Source organism: Candidatus Liberibacter africanus PTSAPSY, from assembly GCF_001021085.1.
GTDB classification, from domain to species: domain Bacteria; phylum Pseudomonadota; class Alphaproteobacteria; order Rhizobiales; family Rhizobiaceae; genus Liberibacter; species Liberibacter africanus.
This window is the reverse complement of record NZ_CP004021.1, coordinates 703,801-730,047: the sequence shown is the minus strand read 5'-3', so window position 1 is coordinate 730,047 and position 26,247 is coordinate 703,801. Positions and strand designations below refer to the sequence as shown.

Below are 26,247 nucleotides of genomic sequence, written 5' to 3'. Positions count from 1 at the left end.
TCCTATATAAAATCTAAAAAATTAAATTTCCTTAGCCTTTTGTACAGCCTCATCTATTGATCCTACCATATAAAATGCAAGTTCTGGTAAATGATCATAATCACCTTGTAGTAATCCTTTAAATCCTCTAATTGTCTCTTCTAACGAAACAAATTTACCTGGCAAACCTGTAAAAGACTCAGCGACATGAAATGGTTGTGACATAAAGCGTTCTATCTTACGTGCACGAGAAACAACTAATTTATCTTCTTCTGACAGTTCATCCATACCAAGAATTGCAATAATATCTTGTAAGGATTTATAACGTTGTAAGATCTCTTGAACCCTACGTGCGACCGTATAATGCTCTTCTCCCACAATATCTATTTCTAAAATACTCGAATTTGAATCAAGTGGATCAATAGCTGGATAAATTCCTTTTTCCGATATCTGACGTGATAAAACAGTTGTAGCATCAAGGTGTGTAAAGGACGCGGCAGGAGCTGGATCTGTTAAATCATCTGCAGGAACATAAATAGCTTGCACAGAAGTAATAGAGCCCGTCAAAGTCGTTGTAATACGCTCTTGCAATTCTCCCATTTCTGCAGCAAGAGTAGACTGGTATCCTACTGCTGAAGGTATACGCCCTAACAAAACTGAAATCTCTGAATTTGCCTGCGTAAATCGAAAAATATTATCTACAAAAAAAAGAACATCCTGTCCTTGATCCCGAAAATGCTCAGCAACCGTCAATCCCGTCAAAGCAACTCGAGCACGGGCACCCGGAGGCTCATTCATCTGACCATAAACTAAAGAACACTTAGATCCTACCGCAGAGCCATTATTCTTGCTTGGATCAATATTTACGTTGGAATCAATCATCTCGTGATACAAATCATTTCCTTCACGAGTACGCTCACCTACACCAGCAAAAACCGAATAACCACCATGCGCTTTCGCAACATTATTGATTAATTCCATAATTAAAACTGTTTTTCCAACACCTGCACCACCAAATAGCCCTATTTTTCCCCCTTTTTGATAAGGAGAAATGAGATCTATAACTTTAATACCTGTTGTAAGAATACTAGCATCTGTAGATTGCTCTGTATAAAGAGGAGACGGCTGGTGGATAGCACGCTTCTCTGAAGATAAAATAGCGCCTTGATTATCAACAGGCTCTCCAATTACATTCATAATACGACCCAAAGTAGCCTCTCCAACAGGAACTGTAATTTGCGTGCCAATATCAATGATAAGATCCCCTCTACTCAAACCATCAGTTCTATTCATAGCAATACATCGAACTGTCTTTTCTCCCAAATGTTGAACTACTTCAAATACAACACGAGAATCTTTTTTGCTTGTTTCCAAAGATCCAAAAATTGGCGGCAAGGAATCCACAAAAACAACATCCACAACAGCTCCCATAATCTGTTGTATTTTCCCAACATTCTGAGTCTTGGCTTCAGTAATCATAAAACTATTCTCTCTTTCCCCCATTTCTTACACCGCTTCCGCGCCTGCAATTATCTCAATAAGCTCAGTAGTGATCCGCATTTGACGCTGACGATTATATGATAAAACCAAAGTATCAACCATCTGACCAGCATTACGAGTAGCATTATCCATAGCAGTAACCCTCGCACCTAATTCACTCGCTTTATTCTCTAAAATAATCCAAAATATCTGCGATGAAATACTCTGCAATACAATTTTTTCAATCACTGAATGGTGCGTAGGTTCATAACGATAAACCAACATATTTTCTTCTTGTTGATCTTTTGATCTCTGATCTAAACTTAATGGAATTATCTTCGACATTCTCGGAATCTGCTGCATAATTGATTTAAATTCCGAATGTATAAAAAAACACTGATCAAAGACATCACTTGTAAAAAGAGACATAATCTGATGCGCAATACCACCCGCTTTAACAAAATCTATTTCTTTTTTAGACGACAATTCTATATTATCAATGATCATAGAGGAAAATTCTGCATACAATCCCTCATATCCTTTTCGACCTATGATAAAGATCTTGATCTTCTTATTGTCTTGAATAAATTCTCTAATACGATCTCGAGCAAAACGAATAATCTGAGAGTTAAAACCTCCACACAACCCTTTTTCTGATGTACAAACAACGAGAAGATATACATTATCCCGCCCTGTTCCTTTTATAAATGGAGAAAAAAATCCCTGATCAGGATGGTCAGCAATGCATTGCATAAAAAATTCTTTTATCCGGGATTGATATAAAGAAGCATTATTTATAGATTCTTGCACCCGACGCAACTTATTGACTGAAATCAATTGCATAGACTCAGTTATTTTCTGTGTCTCTTTCACAGAGTGTATGCGATTTTTTAACTCTTTTAGCGAGGCCATTATCTGATTTTATCCAAATTTCAGTTAAAATATTTTAAGAATGCTTCTATTTCATTTATTAGATTATTCCGGATCTCATCAGTTAAGACTTTTTGTTGTCTGATATCTTCCAAAATACCTTTAGATGAAGCTCGTATCTGAGATAAAAACTCTTTCTCAAACTTACTTATCTGCGATACCTCAATCTCATCAAGGTATCCATTTATAGCAGCAAATATCATAACCACCTGCTCTTCCATCGCTAATGGAGAAAACTGTGGTTGTTTTAACATTTCTGCTAATCTTTCCCCTTTACTCAAAAATTTTTGGGTAGAAGCATCAAGGTCAGAAGCGAATTTGGCAAAAGACAACATTTCACGATATTGAGCTAAATTTCCTTTCACGGCACCTGATACTTGCTTCATAGCTTTAACCTGAGCAGAAGATCCAACACGCGAAACTGATAATCCAATATTAATAGCAGGCCGAATACCCCTATGAAATAGTTCCGTTTCTAGAAAAATTTGCCCATCTGTAATAGATATAACATTAGTTGGAATATAAGCGGAGACATCATTAACTTGTGTCTCTATCACAGGTAATGCCGTCAAAGAACCTGCTCCCATTGCGTCTGACATTTTTGCCGCTCTTTCTAATAAACGAGAGTGCAAATAAAAAACATCCCCTGGATAAGCCTCTCTACCAGGTGGACGCCTCAATAGAAGAGATATTTGACGATAAGCAATTGCGTGTTTGTATAAATCATCATATGCAATCAAAGCATGCTTACCATTATCACGAAAATATTCACCCATGGTACAGCCCGTAAAAGGCGCTAAAAACTGCATTGGGACTGGATCAGAAGCAGATGCCACAACTACAATAGAATAACTTAGTGCACCTCGCTCTTCCAATTCTTTAACAAAACGAGCAACTGAAGAACACTTCTGTCCAATCGCAACATAAATACAATAGACTTGGTCCTTATTTGATCCTTTTTCATGCGCAGACTGTTGATTTAAAAAAGCATCCAAAATAATTGATGTTTTCCCAGTTTTTCGGTCACCAATTATTAATTCACGCTGACCACGACCTATAGGGATGAGAGCATCAATTGCTTTAATCCCCGTTGATAACGGCTCACAAACAGACTGACGTTGTATAATCCCTGGTGCATTTGCCTCAATACATGATCTTTTTTTGCACTCAATCGGACCTTTACCATCAATCGGATTACCAAGGGCATCTACAACACGACCCAGTAATTCCGAACCAACTGGAACGTCAACAACACGACCGGTACGCTTTACAATATCTCCTTCGGAAATTTCTTTGTAAGAACCTAAGATTACAACACCAACGTTATCGACTTCCAAATTCAATGCCATCCCATAAACCCCATGGGAAAACTGCACCATTTCCCCAGCCTTAATATTATTTAGGCCATAAACGCGCGCAATACCATCTCCAATAGAAATGACATTCCCTATCTCAGAAAATTCAGAATCATTGCTAAAATCTTTAATTCTTTTTCTTAGAATATCAGAAATTTCTGCAGCATGGATATCCATTAATCAACCTCTTTCAACATAAAACCAAGCTTTACTAATTTCGTATGCAAAGATGCATCAATTTGATATGAACCAATCTCCACAATAAAACCACCCATAAGCCTAAAATCTTTTACTATATCCAGTATAACACTTTGCCCAACCATCTTTTCCAAACAATCCCTTAACTGATTCTGTTGCTGCAAAGATAAACAACTAAACGTCCTGACATAAGCCATTACTTGATTGCGATAATACATACAAACCACACGAAAAGATTTTATGATCGCAGGTAAAATTGACAACCTTCCATTAGATATTAAAACACGCAGAAAATTTTCCGTAACAACACAAAAATTGGTTGTTTTTACCAAATCATCTACAACAAGTTGCCGATCTTTCATAGAAAAAACAGGATTGTGAATGAAAAAGCTAAAATCCGAAGATTCCGCAAGCAACGCATCTAAACGCGATATATCATCTGATACAACATCTAAAACACCCGCTTCACTAGACACACCATACAAGGAATGGGAATACCTACCAGAAATATCAGCAAAAATATCAAATGAATGAGACACCTAATCTAATCCCTTACAAAACATAGGATTCAATAACTTAATAAATCTAAATTCTACCTGGGAAACAAAAAACCCAACTCAATAATAATATAAAACTAAAATACTAACTTAAATAACACCGATATAAACTATTCCTCTTACGAATAAAAACAACAAAAAAATACATAAACACATCTTACGACTACACTATTATACGAAATATCAGAAATAGTCTATCTTATTTGTATTACCGACCACATCAAATTTAAATAATACGATCGAAATACCTCTACCTCTATAGCATATAAACAATAAAAATCCATGATAAGTTTACGCTCATAAACACTAAACGATACTCTATATAATACAGCATCAAATTATCATATTTTTTTATTGAGCACCTAATTCACGCAAAAAGTTACAAAAAATTTTGTGGATCCATATCAAATTGTACACGCAACGAATGTGATCTTTTAGGGGCATTAGCACACATATAGGCAAAAAAACTTTGCAAATTAGAATTACGCTTACCATGAATTAAAAGGCGGAAACGATAATTACCTCGCACCATAAACAATGGAGATTCTGCAGGCCCAAAAATCATAATATCAGATGATATCGGGGCATTTTCTTTTAAAATATATGCATATTTCTCTACTTCTTGGCATTTCTTCCCAAAAACAATCACCGCAGCTAAACGTCCAAATGGAGGTAAGCTTACTTCTTTCCTTGAAAGAATTTCAGACTCATAAAAAGAATCGGCATCTCCCGAAACTAATGCTTTTATAACTGGATGCTCGGGTTGATAAACCTGAATTAGCCCAGTACTCTTAAGACCGAAACGACCAGCGCGACCTGTCACCTGTGATAATAATTGAAAAGTTCTTTCAGAAGATCGCAAATCCGCATTAGCAAGACCTAAATCACCATCGACCACCCCGACTAAAGACATACGCGGGAAATTATGACCTTTAGCAACTAATTGTGTCCCAATAACAATGTCGATTTCTCCTTTAGCAATCGCTTCTAACTGCAATCGCAATTTATCAACTCCTCCCTCTACATCCGAAGATAGAATAGAAATTCTCGCCATAGGGAAATAATCATGAACTTCCTCAGCAATGCGCTCTACCCCAGGACCACAAGAGATCATTTGCCCAGAAGAGCCACAAGCAACACAGGATTGCGAACAAATCGCAACGTAACCACATTGATGACAATATAATTTTTTCTTAGAACGATGCTCTACCAGCCAGCAAGAACAATAAGGACATTTGATCCTATGACCACATACACGACATAACGTCAAGGGCGCATACCCCCTACGATTTAAAAAAAGTAATGTTTGTTCATCCCTTTCTAAAGTATTCTTTATATGATCAATCATTTCTACCGAAAGAAATCTTCCTTGCTCTACTGCCTGACTCCTCATGTCAATTACTCGCAAATGAGGCAAAGAACTGTTACGATATCTCGTAGACAAATGAACAAAACGATACCGCCCATTCATACCGTTGACTCGACTCTCTATAGATGGAGTCGCTGACACAAGAACTACAGGGAAAGATTCAATCTTCCCACGCACAATCGACATATCGCGTGCATTATACAAAACCCCTTCTTCCTGCTTATACGAAACATCATGCTCCTCATCTATTACAATGAGACCTAATTTTTTAAATGGGAGAAATAAAGCAGATCTCACCCCAACGACTACAGATATAGTTCCTCGCGCTATTTGCCTCCAAATTTTTTCACGCATACTGGAAGAAAGAGAAGAGCGCCATTCAGCAGGTTTGACACCAAAACGCTTGTGAAAACGCTCTAAAATAGCTGATGTGAGAGAAATCTCCGGCAATAAAATCAACACCTGCTTCCCTAGGCGTAAGGTAGCAGCGACAATCTCTAAATAAACCTCTGTTTTCCCAGAACCTGTGACTCCACTAATCAGTGAAACAGAAAAACCATTCGCACACAAAGGTATAATCTGCTCAAGCGCATCTTTTTGATTTTTTTCTAATCGCGGCGCAGAAAAATGTATATTTGGCGGATCAACAACAGGAGAAATAACATCAAACATTTGTTTGATAACGCCCTGTTCCTTCAATCCATTAATCACGTGATAAGATACCTGAGCAACGCATATTAAATCCTTTGTCCGCCAGATTGATCCATCTTTTATTTCGTTCAATACTCGGAGACGCTTTTCCGTATTAATTCGGGGAAGAACTCCGGTGAACTGAATTTTTTCTTCCATTTTTTCTGTTTCCGAAAGAGCAGAAACAACCATGCGTGCAACTAATCCTACCGAAGAAAATGTATATTTTGCAACCCATTTTATAAATTCACATATCTGTCCCGACAATGGAGGACAATCAAAAACATATTCGACAGGACGTAATTTCAAATGAGCAATATTTTGTTCTTGTTCTGAATCATGCCACACTATTCCGAGAACAGTCCGCGATCTAAGAGGAACCCGTACGATAGACCCTAATTCTAACCCCATTCCACAAGGAACCGAATACACATATGGGCCAGAAACTGACTGTAATAGCAGGACAACAACACGAGAACGCACTACTTCCTCTAAAGAGGATTCCAATGAAACCAAAGTTTAATCTCCCACAATAGCTTGGATGAGCTTGTTTTGTACAAAAATAAACAATGACTTTAACATTCAAGTCAAATAATACGACATGAATAAAACAGAATTTTATATTCTAAATTTGAAATTTAATCATGTAAATATCAAACTTTTATAGTGTAAAAGTAACGTTCAAACGTTCCCCAATATATCCTAAAAAAAATTTAATTATCACAATATAATTATAAAAAAATCTTATAATCAATAACTTATATGTATTATCTATAAATTTATAAAACTTTCTATGAAGCGTATAATCTTTTGATCTCTTTGAAAATCCTTTGAGATCTTATGAAAAAAATAATTTATGCTCGAGTAGATTTTAAAATAATTTAAAGAATTAAACTAAAAAACCATAGCCTACATTTTTCACTTCAGATAGCAGCACCTGCATTAAAAAATTTTTCAAAATGAAAACGCCCATCTATTAAACACTCGATAGAATATTGAGATAATACATTAAAAAAAGCATCAAGCGCTTTCTGGAGAACAACATTCAACTCACAATTTCCAATCAAAGGACAATCAACATTACGACCTTCAAAACACTCTGCTATACGAAAAGATTCTTCTGTCGCTTTCACAACATCTAAAATAGTGATTTGATCTGCCGGTCGACAAAGACGCACTCCTCCATTTCTTCCTCGCACAGTATCAATGATTCCCGCTTTTGTAAGAGGCTGCAAAACCTTAAATAAAAAGAGCTCCGATATACCACAAGATTCAGCAATATGAGATATCCGGTTAGGAGAATTCTTATGAACAGCACAATACATCAAAACACGTATTCCATAATCAGTTCGCTTTGTCAGATGCATTCCTCTACCCTTACTATCTTCTGACTATAAATACATTATTGAATACTTCAACCGTGCTAAAAGTGATCGAAATTTCGCATTTTAGAAACTAATAAGAAGAAACGATGACCGAAATCATCATTTCTTCTTGTATATTTTAGCCACAAATAAATTACTGAAAAATCATGCGGCGACTGATTGTTTTTTACCTTCGATCATTTTTGCAGATTCTTTAGAAGGCTGCGAAATTTCAATACGACGCGGTTTCATTTTTTCTGGAACACTACGCAATAACCCTAGATATAAAAGTCCATTTTCCAAGGACGCAGATACCACTTCCACGAAATCTGCGAGCTTAAAACGGTGTTCAAAAGCACGCTTTGCTATGCCGCGATGCAAATATTCCACTGTTTCTTTTTCTTCTGATTTCTTTTCTCCTCTAACCATTAAAATTCCGGAATCAACCTCTATAGTGAGTTCAGAAAAATCAAATCCAGCCACAGCGACTGTTATTCTATATGCATTATCACTCGTACGCTCTATATCGTAAGGGGGATAAGCAGAAGACTGGCTAGGAGAACCTAAATCACCTAACATCGAAAGAACAGCATCATATCCAACTGCAGAATTATAAATACGGGAAACATCTAAACGCATAACGTCCTCCTTATGAAGCGACAATATTACTAAATATCATCTTATCCCTCTTAAATTATCAAGGATAAGAGACGTAGATCCTATAAGGCATCCACAACTCTAATATAGTAACAGCATCCAAAATTTTCAAGATATAACATAAATAAGGAAAGAATAAAAAAATTATAATGATATCCGCTCATCATAGAGAAAAATATACCACGCAATAAATTGCCATAGAAAGACGATTTATACAACACCCTAAAATTCTCTCTTAAACCATAGCAAAATGCTCGATAATCAAATGGCATAATTTATCTGCCACTTCTGTTTTTAATAGTTCAGGCCATTCATCTATTTTATCTGGTGATACAATAGTTACTTTATTACGATCTTTCCCCACAAATCCAGTTTGTGGAGAAATACAATTTGATACAATAAAATCCGCACCTTTGTATAAAAGCTTTTCCCGAGCATTATCTATAACACTTTTTGTCTCAGCAGCAAATCCTATAACAATAGACGGACGACATTTATGATGTCCTATAACTTTAAGTATATCGGGATTCTCTTTAAGGTCTATTCTCATACCCCTTCCTCCGATATCTTTTCGTTTTATTTTTTCCTCTAAAATCTCAGAAAATCTCCAATCTGACACCGCAGACACCATCACCGCTATATCCACAGGTAGCGTTTTCAAAACCTCTTGCAACATATCACCTGCTTGCTCAACATGAATGGTTGTAACATTTGAAGGATCATCAAGCGAAACAGGACCAGATATCAATATTACTTCCGCCCCTAAACATGCAAGAGATTCAGCAATTGCATGCCCTTGTCGCCCTGAAGAACGATTTGCAATATAGCGCATGGGATCTAGTGGTTCATATGTCGGACCTGAAGTGACTACAGCACGTTTCCCTCTCAAAGGAAGTTTTTTGTCTCTACACAACAACGATATTATAAACCTAATGATATCACATGGTTCCGACATCCTACCTATTCCGCAACCATTACTTTCAGCCATTGCACCATTCTCAGGGCCTACAAAATAATATCCATCTTTCTGTAAAATTTTGACATTACGCTTTGTAACAGCCTTATCCCACATCATAAAATTCATAGCAGAAGCTAAAATAACCGGCTGATCTCCTCTAGCCAATAAAATGGCAGATGCCATATCAGATACCATTCCATGCGCTATACGAGCAATGAAATTAGCAGATGCAGGCGCCACTATAAATAGATCGCAATCACTTGCTACTTTAATATGATTTCTATCATTACCCTCTTCATCAGAGAATAAATCCATGCACACACGGCTATTAGATACAGCACCCACCATCAATGGAGTTATAAATTTTTTTGCTGAATTGGTCATAACAGGGATCACAATAGCTCCCTTTTCCTGCAGCCGCCGAATGAGATCTAAGCTTTTATAAATCGCAACGCTGCCACACATAATTAAAACAATTCTTTTTCCAATAATATTCACGAACAAATCCTATCCCATGATATAAATAATATAAATCAAGGATCCGAGAATACTCCATAAAACTAATTTTTCTAGAAAGCCATACGCATAACGGGAGAATTCTTTTTTCGAAAAGTCCGGAGAACTATCTCTTTTTGATGATTCTATCATTGATTTAAAAATATTTTCCACTGGAGCAGAGAGTTGAGGAACTGCCTGCACAAACCGAAAAGCATTTTTAAGGCCATCTTGAAAATCAGTCATGTAACGCTTAGGCCCAATATTATCCCGAATCCATTCTTCAACAATAGGCTCAGACGATGTCCACATATTGAAATATGGATTAAGCATACGTGCTACTCCTTCAACAACAACCATAGTTTTCTGAAGCATAACCAATTCAGGACGCGTCATCATATCAAACAACTCTGTTATCTCAAAAAGCATGGTCAGTAATTTCCCCATAGAAATCACATGAGAGGACTGTCCATGAATTGGCTCACCTATAGCCCGTATTGCCTGCGCAAAAGAAGCAGGATTGTGATGACTTGGCACATAACCTGCCTCAAAATGCACATCTGCTACACGCTGATAATCACGCGAAATAAAACCATATAATATTTCAGCAAGAAAACGCCGTTCCCTCTTGCTTAATCTCCCTGTAATCCCCATGTCCACGGCTACAATACAACCCTTCGAATCAACGAATAAATTTCCAGGATGTAAATCAGCGTGGAAAAAACCATCCCGCAATGTATGCAATAGAAAAGATTGTACAAGCATGACAGACAAACGCTCTAAATCATGCCCACAAGAACGTAATTTCTCCGTATCTGATATTTTTATTCCATCAATCCATTCCATAGTGACTACATCACGTTCTGTTCGATCCCAATCAATCTTTGGAACACGGAATCCATGGTCTTTACCTATATTATCAGCCATTTCCGAAAAAGCTGCTGCTTCAAGTCGTAAATCCATCTCCATTTTCACCACTTGTTCCAAAGTATGTACTACTGCTGAAAAACGCAATCTCCGCATTGAAGGAAATAATTTTTCTTGTATACGTGCAATCAAATACATAACTTGGATATCACGATAAAAACGCTGTCTTATACCAGGGCGTATAACTTTTACGGCCACTTTTCGATATCCATTAATATCATGGACAATCGCTGGATGAACCTGCGCGATAGAAGCTGCGGCAACAGGATCATGAAATTCGCTGTACAATGTTTCAATTGGAGACTTCAAAGCGCTGGACACACAAAGTCTAGCAGTATCTGTAGAAAAAAAAACCATCTTATCCTGTAAAAGAGAAAGATCTTCGGATAATTTTTTCCCAATAAGATCCGGTCGCGTCGCTAAAAACTGCCCCATTTTAACATATGAAGGCCCAAGACGATCCATAGCACGCGCTAAACGATCACTTCTCTGACATTTTCTGATATTTCGAGGCACAAATATGGATGTTATTTTTTTCCAGAAAACGATTATAGAGGGCAATCTTTCAGAGGGGAAAGATGCAATCACGCCCTCTCGTATAAGTATCCATCCTACGCGAAAAAGTTCACAATATTCTCTCAAATAACACTCCCTGCATTCTCCAATTTCCACCCAGAATGGAGCGCTACAATACCATTGGTATAGTTTGTAAATGACACATTAGAAAAGCCCTCCGCAGAAATGATTGTAGAAAAATCTTTTTGATTCGGAAATCTTCGAATGGATTCGACCAAGTATTGATATGGCTCTTCATCACCTGCTATTAATTTGCCTAATTGAGGAATAACATTGAACGACCACATATCATACAACTTCTTGAAAATTGGACCTTGTACTTCAGAGAACTCCAATATAAGAAGTCGTCCCCCATATTTTAATATACGATATACTTCTTGAAGAACTAATGCGATATGTGGCATATTACGAATACCAAAAGCCAACGTACACGCATCAAAACTTCCCGTCTTAAAAGGCAGACTTTCGGCGTTAGCCTCAACAAAAGTAATAGAATCCTGTAAGTTTTCTTTAAAAGCACGCTCTTTTCCAACAGATAGCATTTCGCTATTAATATCTGCTACTACAATCTGAGCTTTATTCTTTGAAGCCTCGGCGATACGAAAGGCAACATCGCCTGTACCACCAGCAACATCTAAAACACGATAATCCTTAGACTTTTTAGGGTTGAGAGCGGTCACCATTGCGTCCTTCCAAAACCTATGTAATCCAAAAGACATAAAGTCATTCATGACATCATACCGATGCGACACTCTAGAAAAAACATGATTCACCATGTTTTGTTTTTCTTCTTCTGGAACCTCGCGAAATCCATAAGAAGTTTTCATATTTTTATCAGAATCAAAACGGCCTTTTATCATACCTATTAATCCCTGCTCAAGACCTTTCTAAAAGAAGAAATCAACATAATTACTTCTTATCGCCATGAATTTAATACCAATTGTCACAAATTCTTCTTATAATCAAGTCTAGGATATTGATCCTATGAAAAATACAAATTAAAGAATTACATTATGCCTGAATTACCAGAAGTAGAAATCATTCGACGCAACCTTACACCGATCATGAACAACATGATATTAACGAACGTATGTTTACATCGAAAAAATCTACGCTTTGATTTTCCCCCTAATTTTTCTTCGACCGTACTAGGAAAAAAAATCATCAACATTTCCCGACGTGCAAAATATTTGCTCTTTGAGCTTGAAGACAATCTATCAATAATTGTACATCTAGGAATGACAGGATCTTTTACCATTGAACGCTCTGAGTCAATAAGCTCTTGTACAAAACCAACCAAAGATCCTCGACATAATCATGTTACTATTGATCTCACAGACGATACGAAAACAAAAAAATATCGTATCATTTATAACGATCCTCGTCGTTTTGGATTTATGGATCTAGTAGAAACGAGTCTCAAACACCAACATCCTTATTTAAGAGAACTCGGTCCAGAGCCAACAGATAAAAAATTCAATGCTTCATATTTAGCCTATCATTTTCATAAAAGAAATAACAATCTCAAAAATGCTCTCCTTAACCAAAAAATAGTCGCTGGACTGGGGAATATTTATGTATGCGAAGCATTATGGCGCGCTAAACTCTCTCCTATACGAAGTACCAAAAGCCTTGTACAAAAACATGAGGATTCCAAAGATCTAATTTCTATACTAATTCAAGAAATTAAAACAGTTCTTATTGATGCTATCAATGCTGGAGGCTCTTCTCTACGTGACTATGTACACGTAGACGGTTCAACAGGTTCTTTCCAAAATGCATTATCCGTATACGGCAAAGCTGGGGAACCCTGTCTATCAAACTGCGGACAGACAATAAATCGCATCGTCCAAGCAGGAAGATCCACTTTCTACTGTACATATTGTCAAAAATGAATAGATATCCATGTAACCACTTGTTTTTAATATTGACGACAAAGAATTCTATAGTTATTGTAAATTGACTGTTTACTTGTTTGATTTACAGCTGTTTAGAGTGAATTTGTATTCTGTATATTGTTGTTCCATACTCCTATAGGGTATGATATTTCTGACGAAAGGTACTTAATGGCTAATAAGGAATCTGCTAAAAAGATGGTTCGCAAAATTGCTCGTCGCACGTTAGTTAATAAGAGTAGACGTTCTTCTGTCCGCTCCTTCATGCGTCGTGCAAATGAAGCAATTTCTTTTGGAGAAATTGGGGCAGCGACGGAGGCGTGTAGAAAAGCAGAATCTGTTATACAAAAGGCTAAAAGTAAGGGAGTATTCCACGGAAATACAGCCTCTCGCACAGTTTCTCGATTATCTAAACGTTTGAAGAATTTGATGACATCTGCATGATATGAGATTGTAGTATCCTACATATCGTAAAGTTATACCAAAGGATCCCCAATAAGTTGATTGGTGATCCTTTTTTTTTATCTAGTATAAAAATTTTTCGCTTTATTGTGTCAAAAATTACTCTAATATTGGTGCTAATCAACAACATAAAAAACAAACAGATAACAGCAATCGATTCGTAAAATTATCTCCAATATAACCCTTCACGATAAGATTATTTTTTAAAATACGAATCATGATAAGTAAATTAAGAACCAAGCCCTTTCATTTGAATGAATATAAAATTTATTTTAAAAAAATACAAAGAATCAAATTTTCGAATCTCATTGATTCAAAAGCGATTCTTTCTTTGACATCAGCACTCATAAAATATCTCTTTAAAAGTCAATCCCCGAAAATCTCGTTGCCGAAAAAATGCTTATTGATCTTGTCGCCCGTTCCTGCCTAAATAGTAAACAATCGAGATCAGAAAAGTTGGAGATATTAGTCTAAAAGACACTTTATTTTCTGTTGGAATTATATTGGGATGGAAGGCATAAAAATGCAATTAAGAGGAATATCTGCTTGTATTCAAGAAAATGATGAAATGGCCGCAAAAATTCCACAAACGGATAATGATACGAGATGCCTCGCAATAAAGTGCGAATCTTTTTTTACAACCGTATCATCTCGTCTCAAGAATCAGGTGGGTCCAGATGTATACGCTAGCTGGTTTCAGAGACTTAAATTTCACTCGGTTTCTCATAATATCGTACACTTGTCTGTCCCGACTAATTTTTTGAAAGCTTGGATCAAAAATCGTTACCTTGAAACTATCACAAGACTTTTTCAGGAAGAGAGCAGCAACATCCAAGGAGTGGAGATTCTTGTAAGATCTGTTGCATTAGTCCCCACAGAACAGCTTGTCGCCTCTCATTCTCATGCTTCCACCAAACCATCTTCAATCAATCCAAATACAGGGAAAGGCAACTTCCCAACAGGGAAACAAACTACCAATCCTATATTTGGATCACCTTTAGATAATCGATTTGTGTTTTCTACTTTCATAGAAGGACCATCTAATCGTGTTGCACTCACAGCAGCTAAGAACATCGCAGAACTCGATTCTAACGGTTACACTACAGTCAGGATAAACCCTCTATTTATTCATGCTTCTGTAGGACTTGGCAAAACACATCTTTTACAAGCTGTGGCCAATGCAGCTATCAAAAAACAACCAAATCTTCGCGTAGTCTATTTAACAGCTGAATATTTCATGTGGAGGTTTGCTAGCGCTATACGTGATAACTACGCTCTCAATCTTAAGGATAGTCTGCGCAACATAGATTTACTATTAATTGACGACATGCAATTCTTACAAGGGAAACTCATTCAACATGAGTTCTGTCACTTACTCAATTCCCTTTTAGATAGCGCTAAACAAGTCGTAGCGGCGGCTGATCGCCCCCCTTCTGAACTAGAATCTCTCGATCCACGTATCCGCTCTCGTCTCCAAGGAGGTGTAGCTGTACCGTTAGGCTCTCATGATTATGAAATGCGCTTTTCTATCCTTAAAAATCGCCTTTCAATATCCCAAAAAGAAGATCCTAAGCTTATCATTAATGATGAAGTTCTTATGCACGTTGCTCGCACTGTAACAACCAGTGGACGCGAATTAGATGGAGCATTTAATCAAATTGTTTTCCGACATTCCTTTGAACCTGTTCTGACGGTAGAAATCGTAGATGAATTATTGTCACATCTCGTTAATACCGGTGAAACTAAAAAAATGAGAATTGAGGATATACAGCGCATGGTATCAAAGCATTATAATATATCACGCAATGACTTATTATCTAACCGTCGCGTCCGCACTGTTGTAAGACCACGTCAAATTGCTATGTATCTATCAAAAATCATGACTCCACGTTCTTTCCCTGAAATAGGCCGTCGTTTTGGAGATAGAGATCATACAACTGTTCTCCATGCTGTTCGAAAAGTGGAAAAGATGTTGGAAACCGATATTACTCTTAAAAAAGAAGTAGAATTGCTTAAAAGGTTAATATCAGAATAGGCATCATCTTGTAGAAAACGTCTCAACTCTTAATTTATTTGTATACAATATCTTATGGTATTTGTTTTTGATGATATAATAACTGGTTGAGACACGCTCTATGGCATCTTGCGATTTTCCTTAAAAAAGGAGGTGCTAGTAATATTAATGTACTAGCAAGAGATGCTACTACTGAAAGGTAATATGAGCGTGTGTTAATCAAAATTTATTTTTTCTTTTATCAGGAAATTACCTTTTGAATTATTCATATAAAATAACAAGAGATTCACATCGAAAGATGTGTTACTACTGAATCCAGCATCATCATACCTTTTGGTGTACATCGTAACCTTGAAGATTCAATCTTCTCAATAAAACCTTGTCTTTGAAGTTCTTTCGCACATTCAATATCTAGATTACGCTCTGCTAACATTTCCCAGTCCTTAATACTTATTCCTTCTCTTAATCTCATACCCATCATTAATAATTCATCAGCCTGCTGTTCAAAGCTCAGAAATTCTTTTTCAACAACAGCATGCCCTCTTTCTTTCACTGTTTTTAACCAATTTTCAGGGTTTTTTTCTATAGACATCGCTATTCGATGAGAACCAATTTTAACTCGACTATGCGCCCCTGGACCGATTCCAATATAATCACCATATCGCCAATAATTTAGATTATGCAAACTTTCAGCCCCCGGAAGAGCATGATTAGATATTTCATATGCATGCAATCCATGTTCACTAGTAATGCTTTGAGTCAAATTATAAAGATCTGCTGCGAGATTATCACTAGGAAGAACGAGGTGTCCATCTTTATGCATTTGATAAAACAATGTTTTTTTTTCTATTGTTAATTGATAAAGAGAAAGATGATCCACCGCATAAGAAAGAGCTTTTTGCAATTCCACTTCCCATTGTTTCATAGTTTGTCCTGGGAGGGCATATATTAAATCGAATGATATTCGCGGGAAAATATCACGTGCCAAATATATTGCGGAGATAGCATCAGAAACGTTATGATTACGACCTAAAAACTTTAAGGATTTTTCCTCTAAAGATTGTACACCTAGAGAAATACGATTTACCCCTGCCTTTCTATATCCTCGAAAATTATTCGCCTCTACACTAGATGGATTAGCCTCAATAGTAATTTCAACATTTGAGGGCAGATTCCAATGCTTTGCAATACCATCAATAATAATAGCAATGTTTTGAGGATCTATAAGAGAAGGAGTTCCTCCACCAAAAAAAATACTGGAAACCACTCGAGATTCAATCAATTCCCTCATCCACTGCATTTCTATAAGGAAAGATTGAACGAAATGTCTTTGATCAACTTTATACCGCCGAACATGACTATTAAAATCACAGTAAGGACATTTTTTTGTGCAGAACGGCCAATGAATATAAACCCCTAAAGTACTCGGGGATTGATTTTTTGTATCATTTTCATATGAATCGAGATGTTTCATTTCTTCTATGAGCACAAACAACTGTTGACAAAACACTTGAATGCTCGCGCTCTATGAGAAAGCATGTCATCGCTTAATATGGGGTGTGTCATACCGCCTATACTTCCATTTTTTTCTTTTTCTGTCATCTCGCCAAAAGTACGATCATAACCATTTGGCTGAAAAATAGGATCATATCCAAAACCTAATTGACCACGTGGAGGCCACACAATGATTCCCTGCACTTTTCCAATAAAATTCTCTACATGACCATCAGGCCAAGCAAGAGACAAAACAGAAATGAAATGCGCAGAACGCGAGGCGGAATCATTGGCAGATTTAGATATAAGAGCATTCTCTATTTTTTGCATAGCCATCTCAAAATCACGCTCACCATTATTGCGTTCAGCCCATCTGGCACTATAGATTCCTGGATCACCATCAAGTGCATCAACTACAAGACCAGAATCATCAGCAAGGGCCGGAATACCTGTATTTATAGCTGCACTTAATGATTTAATCATCGCATTTTCCTCAAAAGATTTTCCTGTTTCTTCTGGAATAATTAAATTCAATTCAAGAGAAGATGTCGTCATAATACCCAAAGGCATAATAAGATTGTACATCTCATGTATTTTATTTGCATTATGACTTGCAATGACAAGTTTTTTTTCAATCAATTTACGCACTTAGATTACTACACCTCATTTAGATATCACGTCTTTTTGTAAATTTATAAGGTCGTCAATCTTATTCTTTGCCAAATTCATCATAGAAAAAAAAATATCCTGAGAAAACGTAGCCCTTTCTGCAGAACCTTGCACTTCTACTATGTTGCCTGAATCGGTCATGACGAAATTGGCATCTACATCAATCGTAGAATCTTCTTCATAATCAAGATCTACTATAGGATATCCTGACAATATTCCACAAGATATCGCGGCCACATGACCCTTCAAAACTTGTGATAATCGAAACTTTCTATCACGTATTTCCATATATTTCAAACAATCATGTAAAGCAATCCAAGCGCCAGTAATTGCAGCGGTACGCGTTCCTCCATCAGCTTGGATGACATCACAGTCTACAATAATTTGATGCGATCCTAAAGCCACAAGATCGACGACTGAACGCAAAGAGCGACCTATCAAACGCTGTATTTCTTGGGTCCTTCCCCCTTGTCTTCCACTAACGGCTTCACGTTTCATACGACTCCCCGTAGAACGAGGAAACATTCCATATTCTGCTGTTATCCATCCACGCTTTGAATTACGGATCCACATGGGAACTTTTTCTTCAAGTGTAGCAGTCGTTAGCACATGCGTATCGCCAAACTTTACCAAACAAGATCCTTCAGCATATTTAGAAACATTCCTTTTCAATGATACTTCTCGCATCTGATTTTCTTTTCTACCCGATATGCGCATCATCTTCTCCTCAGCAATCTCAATTTCTTCCACAGGTTGCTATAAAAAACAAAAAACACCTGTAAAACAAATAATAAATACAGTAAATTGATCTCCTATCCCAATAAATTCCTTAGAAGAGATAATTAAAGTACATAAAAGCATGCAAATATGAGTTATTTTTTCGCTTGATGATATAATTAAGGGATATTTTGCCAGATTGTAAAAACCTTATTGGAAAATTAGATCGAGGGAAATATTCTATTTTAAACAGCAATGGATGAATGCACACTTCCTGTTCATGACAGGAAACTTAATATGCTATTTCAAAAAATTGAATATAATACATATTGTATACCTAGAAATTATTTGTGAACATGCTTATCAAATAGGCTGACATCGAAAGAATTTACCTCATCAAAAAGTTGAATGAAACAAGTTGTGAAATAAGATAACAAACTCTCTCCTTTTTCGCAGGTAGCATCTAGAGCATTACCTACAACTCCTTCAGAATTTAAATCCTGCATACTCCACCCAAAACTATGCGATCCATACGCACGTAGATATGTAAAATCACGTAAAAATTCCGATTGTCGCGAAGAAAAATTTTTAGCTAAATCCATTTTTACCAAATGAGGAGCAAGCGCTAACATAAGGCTCGTTTCTATTTCCCCACCATGTATCCCAATTTCAGTTTCTGGATATGAAATAATATTATGGGGAATAGCAAATCTCGACCAACTAGTAGATACCACTAATATCGAAAAACGAATTCGTGCTTCTGTAGCAACAATAGATATCAAAGGGGAATTTCCTCCGTGTGCATTCAATATCACAACCTTACGTATTCCCATTTTCTGTATTTTATTTATTATTCCCAACCAGCGTTCTATAGCTTGAGCATAAGTGAGTGTTTTTGTTCCTTCATCATAAACATGTTCAATTGAATAACCAATTGGCTCTACTGGCATACGTGTAACAGGAAGTCTCGTAGGAAGAGCAGACATTATACGCTCCACTAATCCTTCTGCAATAATGGTATCGGTATCCATCGGCAAATGTGGACCATGTTGTTCATATGCTCCTAAGGGCAATACCACTATCCAATCTTTACGTTTATCAATGTTTAAAGATGGAGAATTATCTGCAAATCTAATTAAAGGGTTCATCGCCTGAACGATCCTTTCTAATTTAAAAATATTTTACTAGCCAATAGTATTTTTAAAATGTTACATTCTTTTCTTTCACTATTCCGCATAGAATGTACTTTTCAATACTCTTGTACTGAATTTTATAATAAGTTTTACTTTATGTTCTTTAATACTCTCATTCGCTCTAAAAAAGGATATCTTATATGCGTTTAGGTGGACAAATTGCCGCAGCTATTGAGATTCTAAATGATATTAACGTTCACAAAAAACCCCTCGTAAATGCTTTAAAAGACTGGGGGACATCTCATCGTTTTGCTGGATCTAATGACCGTACATCAATTAGCAATATTGTTCATGATGTATTAAGAAAATATCTTTCTAGTGCCTATATCATGAATGATGATACTCCTGATTCTTTGGTATATGCAGTGATAGTTAAAGACTGGGGTATTCCATTGGAAAAAATATTAGTCCTATTGAAAGAAGATCGTTATTCTCCTGCTCCCCCAAAAGAATCAATCATTAAATCCTTTCATTCTCGTCAATTAGAAAACGCGCCTTTATATGTTCAAGGAGATATTCCTCAATGGTTACAATCATCTATTCAGTTATCTTTCAAAGATAATTGGCTCGAAGAAGCCAAAGCTTTATCTATGCGCCCTCCTTTAGATTTACGCACCAACACCCTGAAAGTTACCCGTAAAAAACTATTAAAGAATCTGTGCCATTATGGCACACAATGCTCCCCTATATCTAGTTTCGGTCTGCGAATACCCGCAACAAAAGAAAAAACACGCTTTCCTAATGTTACAAATGAAATTTCCTTTCAACGAGGATGGTTTGAAATACAAGATGAAGGATCACAGATTGTTTCAAATTTAACAACGGCTACGAAAAGTTCCCAGATTTTAGATTTTTGTGCTGGAGGTGGAGGAAAGACTCTTGCATTATCAATGTTATTAAACAATAAAGGCCAAATTCATGCGTGGGATAAAAACAAAAGTAGAATAGCTCCTATTGTAGCCCGCATTAAACGTGCTGGCGCCCGCAACGTGCAATTACACAGTAATTTGGAATCATTGCGCAATCTACAAAACCATTTTTCAACAGTTCTAGTTGATGCGCCATGTTCTGGGACAGGGACATGGCGAAGACGTCCAGATATAAAATGGCGATTATCACAAAAAAGCCTTAATGAAAGGATCGAAGAACAGAAACAAATTTTACAGGAGGCCGCACAATTCGTACGACCTGGCGGTTATCTTGTCTATATTACCTGCTCTATTCTACCCGAAGAAAATATTCAGCAAATCAATAATTTCTTATCCAAGAACATTCATTTCAGTATGGATCCTATCATTGATGATTGGAACCAACTATATGATTTTAAAAATCATCCATCACTTTTTGTTGAAAAAGGTTGTGGTGTTTTTACACCTTTTCTGACGCATACAGATGGATTCTTCTTTTGTAGACTAAAACGCCACCCTTAAGTAGAAACAACACGACCTCTTTATCTACTCAACAATTAAATATCTCTTAGAAGTCCAATTTTCTGGAATAACCCTAGGAGTAATCAACAAAAAACACCGATCAAAAAATAGAAATATTCTCCATAATTTCCAAATAGATACGCAATATCTACGCAGGTCATATGCGATATAATTAATATGTAAATTAATAGTCACATCATCAATTTATCGGATATCTTTTGGAGAAAATAATGAAAAAAAATTTACTTACGTATTTTTTTACAACCATTACTACGATATTAATTATTCCATCACATATATTAGGAGCTTTACAAACTACTAATCCAGCAGATGTATTGCATAATTATGCTACTATCGCGCACGCCAAATACGAAGATTCTGTTATTTACGCCCGTATATTAGATAGTGCTATTGAAACCCTTATTTCTAATCCTAATAAGAAAAATCTTGAAAATGCCCGTCTTCAATGGATTAAAGCACGAATCCCATATCAGCAATCCGAAGTATATCGCTTTGGCAATCAAAACATCGATATGTTGGATAAAAAGGTCAATTCCTGGCCTCTTGATGAAGGATTGATAGATTATGTTAATAGTTCATATCCAAAAGAAAACGATGATAATGACCTGTCTACTGCTAATATTATAGCTAATTCAAAAATTTTCACGAAAGGGACAGAAATCAACGTATCAACTATTTCCCCTGATCTACTTCGCAAATTACACAGAGCCAATGGCATAGATACCAATATTACCACTGGTTACCATGTTATAGAATTTCTTTTGTGGGGACAAGATTTAAAAACAAATGTGCGCGAATCAGGTACAAGACCCTATACAGACTTTGATATAAAAAATTGTACAGGCGGTCATTGTCAAAGACGCATAGAATATCTAAAAGTTGTTTCAAAGATGCTTGTATCAGATCTAGAAGAAATGATGAAAGCTTGGGAACCTAATGGAGAAGCTACTAAAAATCTAATGCAAGATATTGATGCAGGATTAAATTCTATCATCACTGGCATGACATCTCTTTCTTATAATGAATTAGCAGGAGAACGTATGAATCTAAGTCTCATATTACATGATCCTAAACAAGAAATTGATGGTTTTTCAGATAATACACATGCATCTTATATAAATAATGTTATCGGCATAATCTCTAGTTATACAGGAGAATATATCCGCATGAGTGGAGAAAAAATTCGTGGACCATCAATAGCCGATCTGATAAGTCATAGTAACAAGAATTTATCTCAGGAAATACGCGATAAGTTCTCTAATACTATAAAAGATTTTTATATCCTAAAAAATCGAGCAGAGTATCTTGAGAATTATGATCAAATGATCAGCGACAATAATCCTGAAGGGAATAAAATAGTGCGTAATATCATCGATGACCTTATTACACAAACGGAATCTTTGAAAAAACTACGCATAGCATTAGATTTAAAACAAACCAACATGTAATAGAAAAAATATCGTTATTAAGCGATTATATCATTTATTAACGACTATTGAGCCTGCTTAAGTTAAACTTCATGTCTGATTGTTACGAAAAACTCACTTACTACAATGTTGATTATTTGAAAATATTGAAAATTATTACTTTTGCTATTGCTTCCAAATATTTTTTAGGCAATATACTCTCTTAGTTTCTTTATATCAGATAAAATTATTTTGAGCGGGTGTAGCTCAGTGGTAGAGCACAACCTTGCCAAGGTTGGGGTCGAGGGTTCGAATCCCTTCGCCCGCTCCAGAATAAAATGTTATCTTGAAATATAGAAATAATTTTAGATGTATAGCTCGTATTTTTAAATAAATCAGGGGAAAATTGACCTTATTGACGAAATTTATTACTGTGAGCGGTGTGAAAAAATATCGATATTTTCCCAGCCCAGTAAATCTAATTCGACTCTATTTGTTAAAAAATTAAAACAAGAAGAAGCCAGATCCAGACGCCCTAGATTCTGAAGTTTTTCCGTAAATTTCTCTCGTAATGAATGCAAATACACTACATCTGAAGCAGCGTATTGAAGTTGTTCTTCGGACAAATTGTCTGCGCTCCAGTCAGATGATTGTTGCTCTTTTGATATATCGATTCCCAGCAATTCTTTTAAATTATCTTTGAGACCATGATGGTTTGCATAAGTTCTCGTCAATCGTGAAGCAATTTTTGTGCAAAAAATAGGTTTTACTTCCACACCAAAAGTGTAGAACAATACAGCAAGATCAAAACGGCCATAATGAAAAATTTTTTCTCTTTTTTTATCAGCAAGCATTGCCACGAGATTAGGGGCAGTTTTTTGTCCAGCTGTAATCTGAATAATATCAGCAGTTCCATCCCCTGGAGATAGCTGAACAACACACAGACGATCTCGTCGCAAAACCAAACCAAGCGTTTCCGTATCAACTGCAATAGCACCAGAATATTTTGCGGCACATTCAACAGGAATATCCCCTTTATGCACACGTATAGTTATCATAATATGATTCATTCCTTTCTCAAATGATATCTACCAAGCCCCATATTGAAATTATTCATTCATATAAAGCACAATCTCTCATCATAATGAACGCTTTCCTTTCAATAATGCTTATCAATGAATATTGATAAAAAATTATCTCAAAATAACATTTTATATCCTCAATAAACATGAAAAAATTTCTATTATGCCATCTTTTCCTGAATTCTTATTCAAAATGCTTCTTGTAGTTATGAAACTACCTCCTTATATGTATTTAAATAGTCGTGTTTATTTTGCGATCGTTCGCTGTTATTGTTATTAGGAGCTGTCAGTGGAACGCTCTTGAAGAGGTCCAAAACAGCTTGCTTAAAGGAGATAAAGAAACATGTCAAAAGTCATAGGTATTGACCTTGGTACAACTAATTCATGTATCGCTATTATGGATGGAAAAAATGTAAGAGTAATTGAGAATGCTGAAGGAGCTCGCACCACCCCTTCCATGGTAGCGTTTACTAATGAGGGAGAAAGGCTCGTAGGACAACCCGCAAAACGTCAGGCTGTGACTAATCCCTGCAACACAATATTTGCAGCAAAACGTCTCATAGGAAGACGTTTTAGCGATCCCACTGTGACAAAGGATGCAACCCTAGTACCTTTTAAAATTGTCGAGGGAAAAGGAGGAGATGCTTGGATTGAAGCACATGGAAAACAGTATTCCCCTTCTCAGATATCGGCAATTGTTTTACAAAAAATGAAAGAAACCGCTGAAAGTTTTCTTGGAGAAACAGTTAGCAAAGCTGTAATTACTGTACCAGCATACTTTAATGATGCTCAAAGACAAGCCACCAAAGATGCAGGACGCATAGCTGGACTTGATGTATTGCGCATTATAAACGAACCTACAGCAGCAGCTCTAGCATATGGATTAGATAAAAAAGACGGAAAAACCGTCATTGTTTTTGATTTTGGTGGTGGAACTTTCGACGTTTCTCTCTTAGAAATGGGAGATGGTGTATTCGAGGTAAAAGCAACAAACGGCGATACATTCCTTGGTGGAGAAGATTTTGACTCATGCCTTGTAGAGCATATTTGTGATACATTTAAAAAAGAAAATGGCATAGACCTAAAGAACGATACTCTTGCACTACAACGCTTAAAAGAAGCCGCAGAAAAAGCCAAAGTTGAATTATCCTCAACACAACAAACGGAAATTAATCTTCCATTTATTTCAGCAAATAGCTCTGGCGCACAGCACCTCAATATGAAATTGACTCGTTCTCATTTTGAACGTTTAGTAGATCATCTAATCCAAAAAACTATTGAACCATGTAAAAAATGTTTACAAGATGCAGGATTATCTACTAGCGATATCGATGAGGTTGTATTAGTTGGTGGTATGACACGCATGCCAAAGATTCAACAATCTGTTCAGGATTTTTTCAACAAATCTCCAAGTAAGGGTGTTAACCCAGACGAAGTCGTGGCAATGGGGGCAGCAATACAAGCAGGAGTTCTTCAAGGAGATGTAAAAGACGTTCTTCTATTGGATGTCACCCCTCTTTCTCTCGGAATTGAAACTTTAGGAGGAATATTTACCCCTATTATTGACCGTAATAGTACAATTCCAACTACGAAATCCCAAGTATTCTCAACAGCAGCTGATAATCAATCGGCAGTTAGCATCCGTATTTGCCAAGGCGAAAGAAAGATGTTTGCTGATAATAAATTATTAGCTACATTTGATCTTGTGGGAATTCCCCCTGCTCCTAAAGGAACTCCGCAAATAGAAGTTACATTTGATATTGATGCGAATGGAATAGTCCAAGTATCTGCGAAAGATAAAGGGACAGGTAAAGAGCAGCAAATCAGCATTCAAGCTTCTGGCGGATTATCTCCTGATGATATCGAGAAGATGGTCAAGGATGCAGAAATCCATGCTGAAATGGATAAGAAGCGTCGTGAAACCGTTGAAACAAAAAATCATGCAGAAAGTTTGTTATACGCAACACAACAATCTTTAAGAGAACACAGTGATAAAATTTCTGAAGAGGAGCAAAAATCTATTCGAGAATCGATTGAGGCACTACAGGCACTTCTTAATGATCCAGATTCTGATGAAGCCAAAATCAAAGAATCTACTCAAAAGCTGATGGAAGTATCTATGAACCTTGGCAAAGCTATTTATGAAGCACAAGCGAAAAAAGATGCAAAAGAAGCAGAAGAAAGCACTACCCAGAAGAATGAAGTAAAAGATGATGTCGTAGATGCTGATTATGAAGAAATCAAAGACGATAAAAATGACAAGAAGAACACTTAGTCCTTCTAAATAACAGGTAACATTATAGGAAGAAATCCGGTTGTTTTCAAACGAC

21 protein-coding genes and 1 tRNA gene are annotated in these 26,247 nt (G+C 36.4%); 7 read left to right on the top strand and 15 right to left on the bottom strand.

The features are described 5' to 3' along the window. Positions 1-21: 21 nt before the first annotated feature. The 10 genes from atpD to ubiE all read right to left on the bottom strand — a co-directional run bounded on the left by atpD (position 22) and on the right by ubiE (position 12,394). Positions 22-1,458 carry a F0F1 ATP synthase subunit beta gene (gene atpD / locus G293_RS03315; RefSeq protein ID WP_047264297.1) on the bottom strand — a complete coding sequence of 479 codons (1,437 nt, stop codon included), beginning with the start codon at positions 1,456-1,458 and terminating at the stop codon, positions 22-24. 27 nt (positions 1,459-1,485) lie between these two features. Next, positions 1,486-2,370: a F0F1 ATP synthase subunit gamma gene (locus G293_RS03310; protein ID WP_047264296.1), complete on the bottom strand. Its 885-nt coding sequence runs from the start codon at positions 2,368-2,370 to the stop codon at positions 1,486-1,488. A 20-nt stretch (positions 2,371-2,390) separates the two neighbouring features. Continuing rightward, complete coding sequence (gene atpA / locus G293_RS03305) at positions 2,391-3,920, bottom strand: F0F1 ATP synthase subunit alpha (RefSeq protein WP_047264295.1); 1,530 nt, start codon at positions 3,918-3,920, stop codon at positions 2,391-2,393. After that, a complete protein-coding gene (atpH, locus tag G293_RS03300) occupies positions 3,920-4,480 on the bottom strand; it encodes an ATP synthase F1 subunit delta (RefSeq protein WP_047264294.1) in 561 nt (186 codons plus the stop codon). The genes atpA and atpH overlap by 1 nt, the downstream gene beginning before the upstream one ends. 397 nt (positions 4,481-4,877) lie before the next feature. Beyond that, positions 4,878-7,073 carry a primosomal protein N' gene (locus G293_RS03295; RefSeq protein ID WP_047264293.1) on the bottom strand — a complete coding sequence of 732 codons (2,196 nt, stop codon included), beginning with the start codon at positions 7,071-7,073 and terminating at the stop codon, positions 4,878-4,880. Positions 7,074-7,480: 407 nt separating this feature from the next. After that, entirely contained in the window at positions 7,481-7,924 is a 444-nt protein-coding gene (rirA, locus tag G293_RS03290; protein WP_047264292.1) for an iron-responsive transcriptional regulator RirA, read from the bottom strand. Between the two features lie 162 nt (positions 7,925-8,086). Then, positions 8,087-8,560, bottom strand: coding sequence for an Hsp20 family protein (locus tag G293_RS03285; RefSeq protein ID WP_047264291.1), 474 nt, complete (start codon positions 8,558-8,560; stop codon positions 8,087-8,089). 253 nt (positions 8,561-8,813) lie between these two features. After that, entirely contained in the window at positions 8,814-10,034 is a 1,221-nt protein-coding gene (coaBC, locus tag G293_RS03280) for a bifunctional phosphopantothenoylcysteine decarboxylase/phosphopantothenate--cysteine ligase CoaBC (protein WP_047264290.1), read from the bottom strand. Positions 10,035-10,043: 9 nt separating this feature from the next. Next, positions 10,044-11,600, bottom strand: a complete 1,557-nt coding sequence (gene ubiB / locus G293_RS03275; protein ID WP_047264289.1) for a 2-polyprenylphenol 6-hydroxylase — start codon at positions 11,598-11,600, stop codon at positions 10,044-10,046. Next, positions 11,597-12,394 carry a bifunctional demethylmenaquinone methyltransferase/2-methoxy-6-polyprenyl-1,4-benzoquinol methylase UbiE gene (ubiE, locus tag G293_RS03270; RefSeq protein ID WP_047264288.1) on the bottom strand — a complete coding sequence of 266 codons (798 nt, stop codon included), beginning with the start codon at positions 12,392-12,394 and terminating at the stop codon, positions 11,597-11,599. The genes ubiB and ubiE overlap by 4 nt, the downstream gene beginning before the upstream one ends. Positions 12,395-12,547: 153 nt before the next feature. On the opposite strand from ubiE, the gene mutM reads away from it, so the two are divergent. The 3 genes from mutM to dnaA all read left to right on the top strand — a co-directional run bounded on the left by mutM (position 12,548) and on the right by dnaA (position 15,926). Continuing rightward, the gene (gene mutM, locus G293_RS03265; protein WP_047264287.1) at positions 12,548-13,429 is read left to right on the top strand and encodes a bifunctional DNA-formamidopyrimidine glycosylase/DNA-(apurinic or apyrimidinic site) lyase; all 882 of its coding nucleotides are present in this window, start codon (positions 12,548-12,550) and stop codon (positions 13,427-13,429) included. Positions 13,430-13,600: 171 nt separating this feature from the next. Continuing rightward, positions 13,601-13,873: a 30S ribosomal protein S20 gene (rpsT, locus tag G293_RS03260; protein WP_047264286.1), complete on the top strand. Its 273-nt coding sequence runs from the start codon at positions 13,601-13,603 to the stop codon at positions 13,871-13,873. 541 nt (positions 13,874-14,414) lie between these two features. Then, on the top strand, positions 14,415-15,926 hold the full coding sequence (gene dnaA / locus G293_RS03255; RefSeq protein ID WP_047264707.1) for a chromosomal replication initiator protein DnaA: 1,512 nt from the start codon (positions 14,415-14,417) through the stop codon (positions 15,924-15,926). 265 nt (positions 15,927-16,191) lie between these two features. Here dnaA and hemW read toward each other — a convergent pair whose 3' ends face one another. From hemW to G293_RS03235, 4 genes are all read right to left on the bottom strand, one after another. Continuing rightward, positions 16,192-17,379, bottom strand: coding sequence for a radical SAM family heme chaperone HemW (gene hemW / locus G293_RS03250; RefSeq protein ID WP_047264706.1), 1,188 nt, complete (start codon positions 17,377-17,379; stop codon positions 16,192-16,194). Positions 17,380-17,384: 5 nt separating this feature from the next. Further along, positions 17,385-18,047, bottom strand: coding sequence for an RdgB/HAM1 family non-canonical purine NTP pyrophosphatase (gene rdgB, locus G293_RS03245; RefSeq protein ID WP_047264285.1), 663 nt, complete (start codon positions 18,045-18,047; stop codon positions 17,385-17,387). Positions 18,048-18,062: 15 nt separating this feature from the next. Continuing rightward, positions 18,063-18,785: a ribonuclease PH gene (rph, locus tag G293_RS03240; protein ID WP_047264284.1), complete on the bottom strand. Its 723-nt coding sequence runs from the start codon at positions 18,783-18,785 to the stop codon at positions 18,063-18,065. A 344-nt stretch (positions 18,786-19,129) separates the two neighbouring features. Further along, positions 19,130-19,933 (bottom strand): creatininase family protein, encoded by an 804-nt coding sequence (locus G293_RS03235; RefSeq protein ID WP_047264283.1) that lies wholly within the window; start codon positions 19,931-19,933, stop codon positions 19,130-19,132. A 185-nt stretch (positions 19,934-20,118) separates the two neighbouring features. Here G293_RS03235 and G293_RS03230 point away from each other — a divergent pair, with 185 nt between their 5' ends. The 3 genes from G293_RS03230 to G293_RS03220 all read left to right on the top strand — a co-directional run bounded on the left by G293_RS03230 (position 20,119) and on the right by G293_RS03220 (position 23,166). Further along, entirely contained in the window at positions 20,119-21,408 is a 1,290-nt protein-coding gene (locus tag G293_RS03230) for an RsmB/NOP family class I SAM-dependent RNA methyltransferase (RefSeq protein ID WP_047264282.1), read from the top strand. A 227-nt stretch (positions 21,409-21,635) separates the two neighbouring features. Beyond that, positions 21,636-22,877, top strand: coding sequence for an imelysin family protein (locus tag G293_RS03225; protein ID WP_047264705.1), 1,242 nt, complete (start codon positions 21,636-21,638; stop codon positions 22,875-22,877). A 214-nt stretch (positions 22,878-23,091) separates the two neighbouring features. Beyond that, a tRNA-Gly gene (locus G293_RS03220) sits at positions 23,092-23,166 on the top strand. Between the two features lie 97 nt (positions 23,167-23,263). On the opposite strand, the gene G293_RS03215 is transcribed toward G293_RS03220, so the two are convergent. After that, a complete protein-coding gene (locus G293_RS03215) occupies positions 23,264-23,896 on the bottom strand; it encodes a ribonuclease D (protein ID WP_162488569.1) in 633 nt (210 codons plus the stop codon). A 364-nt stretch (positions 23,897-24,260) separates the two neighbouring features. Here G293_RS03215 and dnaK point away from each other — a divergent pair, with 364 nt between their 5' ends. After that, positions 24,261-26,192 (top strand): molecular chaperone DnaK, encoded by a 1,932-nt coding sequence (gene dnaK, locus G293_RS03210; protein WP_047264280.1) that lies wholly within the window; start codon positions 24,261-24,263, stop codon positions 26,190-26,192. The last annotated feature ends 55 nt before the right edge of the window (positions 26,193-26,247 follow it).

What these genes read in the sequence shown, in the direction of transcription:
- rpsT (WP_047264286.1), top strand. Translation starts at nt 13,601, where the DNA reads ATGGCTAATAAGGAATCTGCTAAAAAGATGGTTCGCAAAATTGCTCGT.
- mutM (WP_047264287.1), top strand. Translation starts at nt 12,548, where the DNA reads ATGCCTGAATTACCAGAAGTAGAAATCATTCGACGCAACCTTACACCG.
- dnaK (WP_047264280.1), top strand. Translation starts at nt 24,261, where the DNA reads ATGTCAAAAGTCATAGGTATTGACCTTGGTACAACTAATTCATGTATC.
- G293_RS03235 (WP_047264283.1), bottom strand. Translation starts at nt 19,933, where the DNA reads ATGAACCCTTTAATTAGATTTGCAGATAATTCTCCATCTTTAAACATT.
- G293_RS03310 (WP_047264296.1), bottom strand. Translation starts at nt 2,370, where the DNA reads ATGGCCTCGCTAAAAGAGTTAAAAAATCGCATACACTCTGTGAAAGAG.
- ubiE (WP_047264288.1), bottom strand. Translation starts at nt 12,394, where the DNA reads ATGATAAAAGGCCGTTTTGATTCTGATAAAAATATGAAAACTTCTTAT.
- G293_RS03230 (WP_047264282.1), top strand. Translation starts at nt 20,119, where the DNA reads ATGCGTTTAGGTGGACAAATTGCCGCAGCTATTGAGATTCTAAATGAT.
- G293_RS03285 (WP_047264291.1), bottom strand. Translation starts at nt 8,560, where the DNA reads ATGCGTTTAGATGTTTCCCGTATTTATAATTCTGCAGTTGGATATGAT.
- dnaA (WP_047264707.1), top strand. Translation starts at nt 14,415, where the DNA reads ATGCAATTAAGAGGAATATCTGCTTGTATTCAAGAAAATGATGAAATG.
- atpD (WP_047264297.1), bottom strand. Translation starts at nt 1,458, where the DNA reads ATGATTACTGAAGCCAAGACTCAGAATGTTGGGAAAATACAACAGATT.
- hemW (WP_047264706.1), bottom strand. Translation starts at nt 17,379, where the DNA reads ATGAAACATCTCGATTCATATGAAAATGATACAAAAAATCAATCCCCG.
- rirA (WP_047264292.1), bottom strand. Translation starts at nt 7,924, where the DNA reads ATGCATCTGACAAAGCGAACTGATTATGGAATACGTGTTTTGATGTAT.
- atpA (WP_047264295.1), bottom strand. Translation starts at nt 3,920, where the DNA reads ATGGATATCCATGCTGCAGAAATTTCTGATATTCTAAGAAAAAGAATT.
- rph (WP_047264284.1), bottom strand. Translation starts at nt 18,785, where the DNA reads ATGCGCATATCGGGTAGAAAAGAAAATCAGATGCGAGAAGTATCATTG.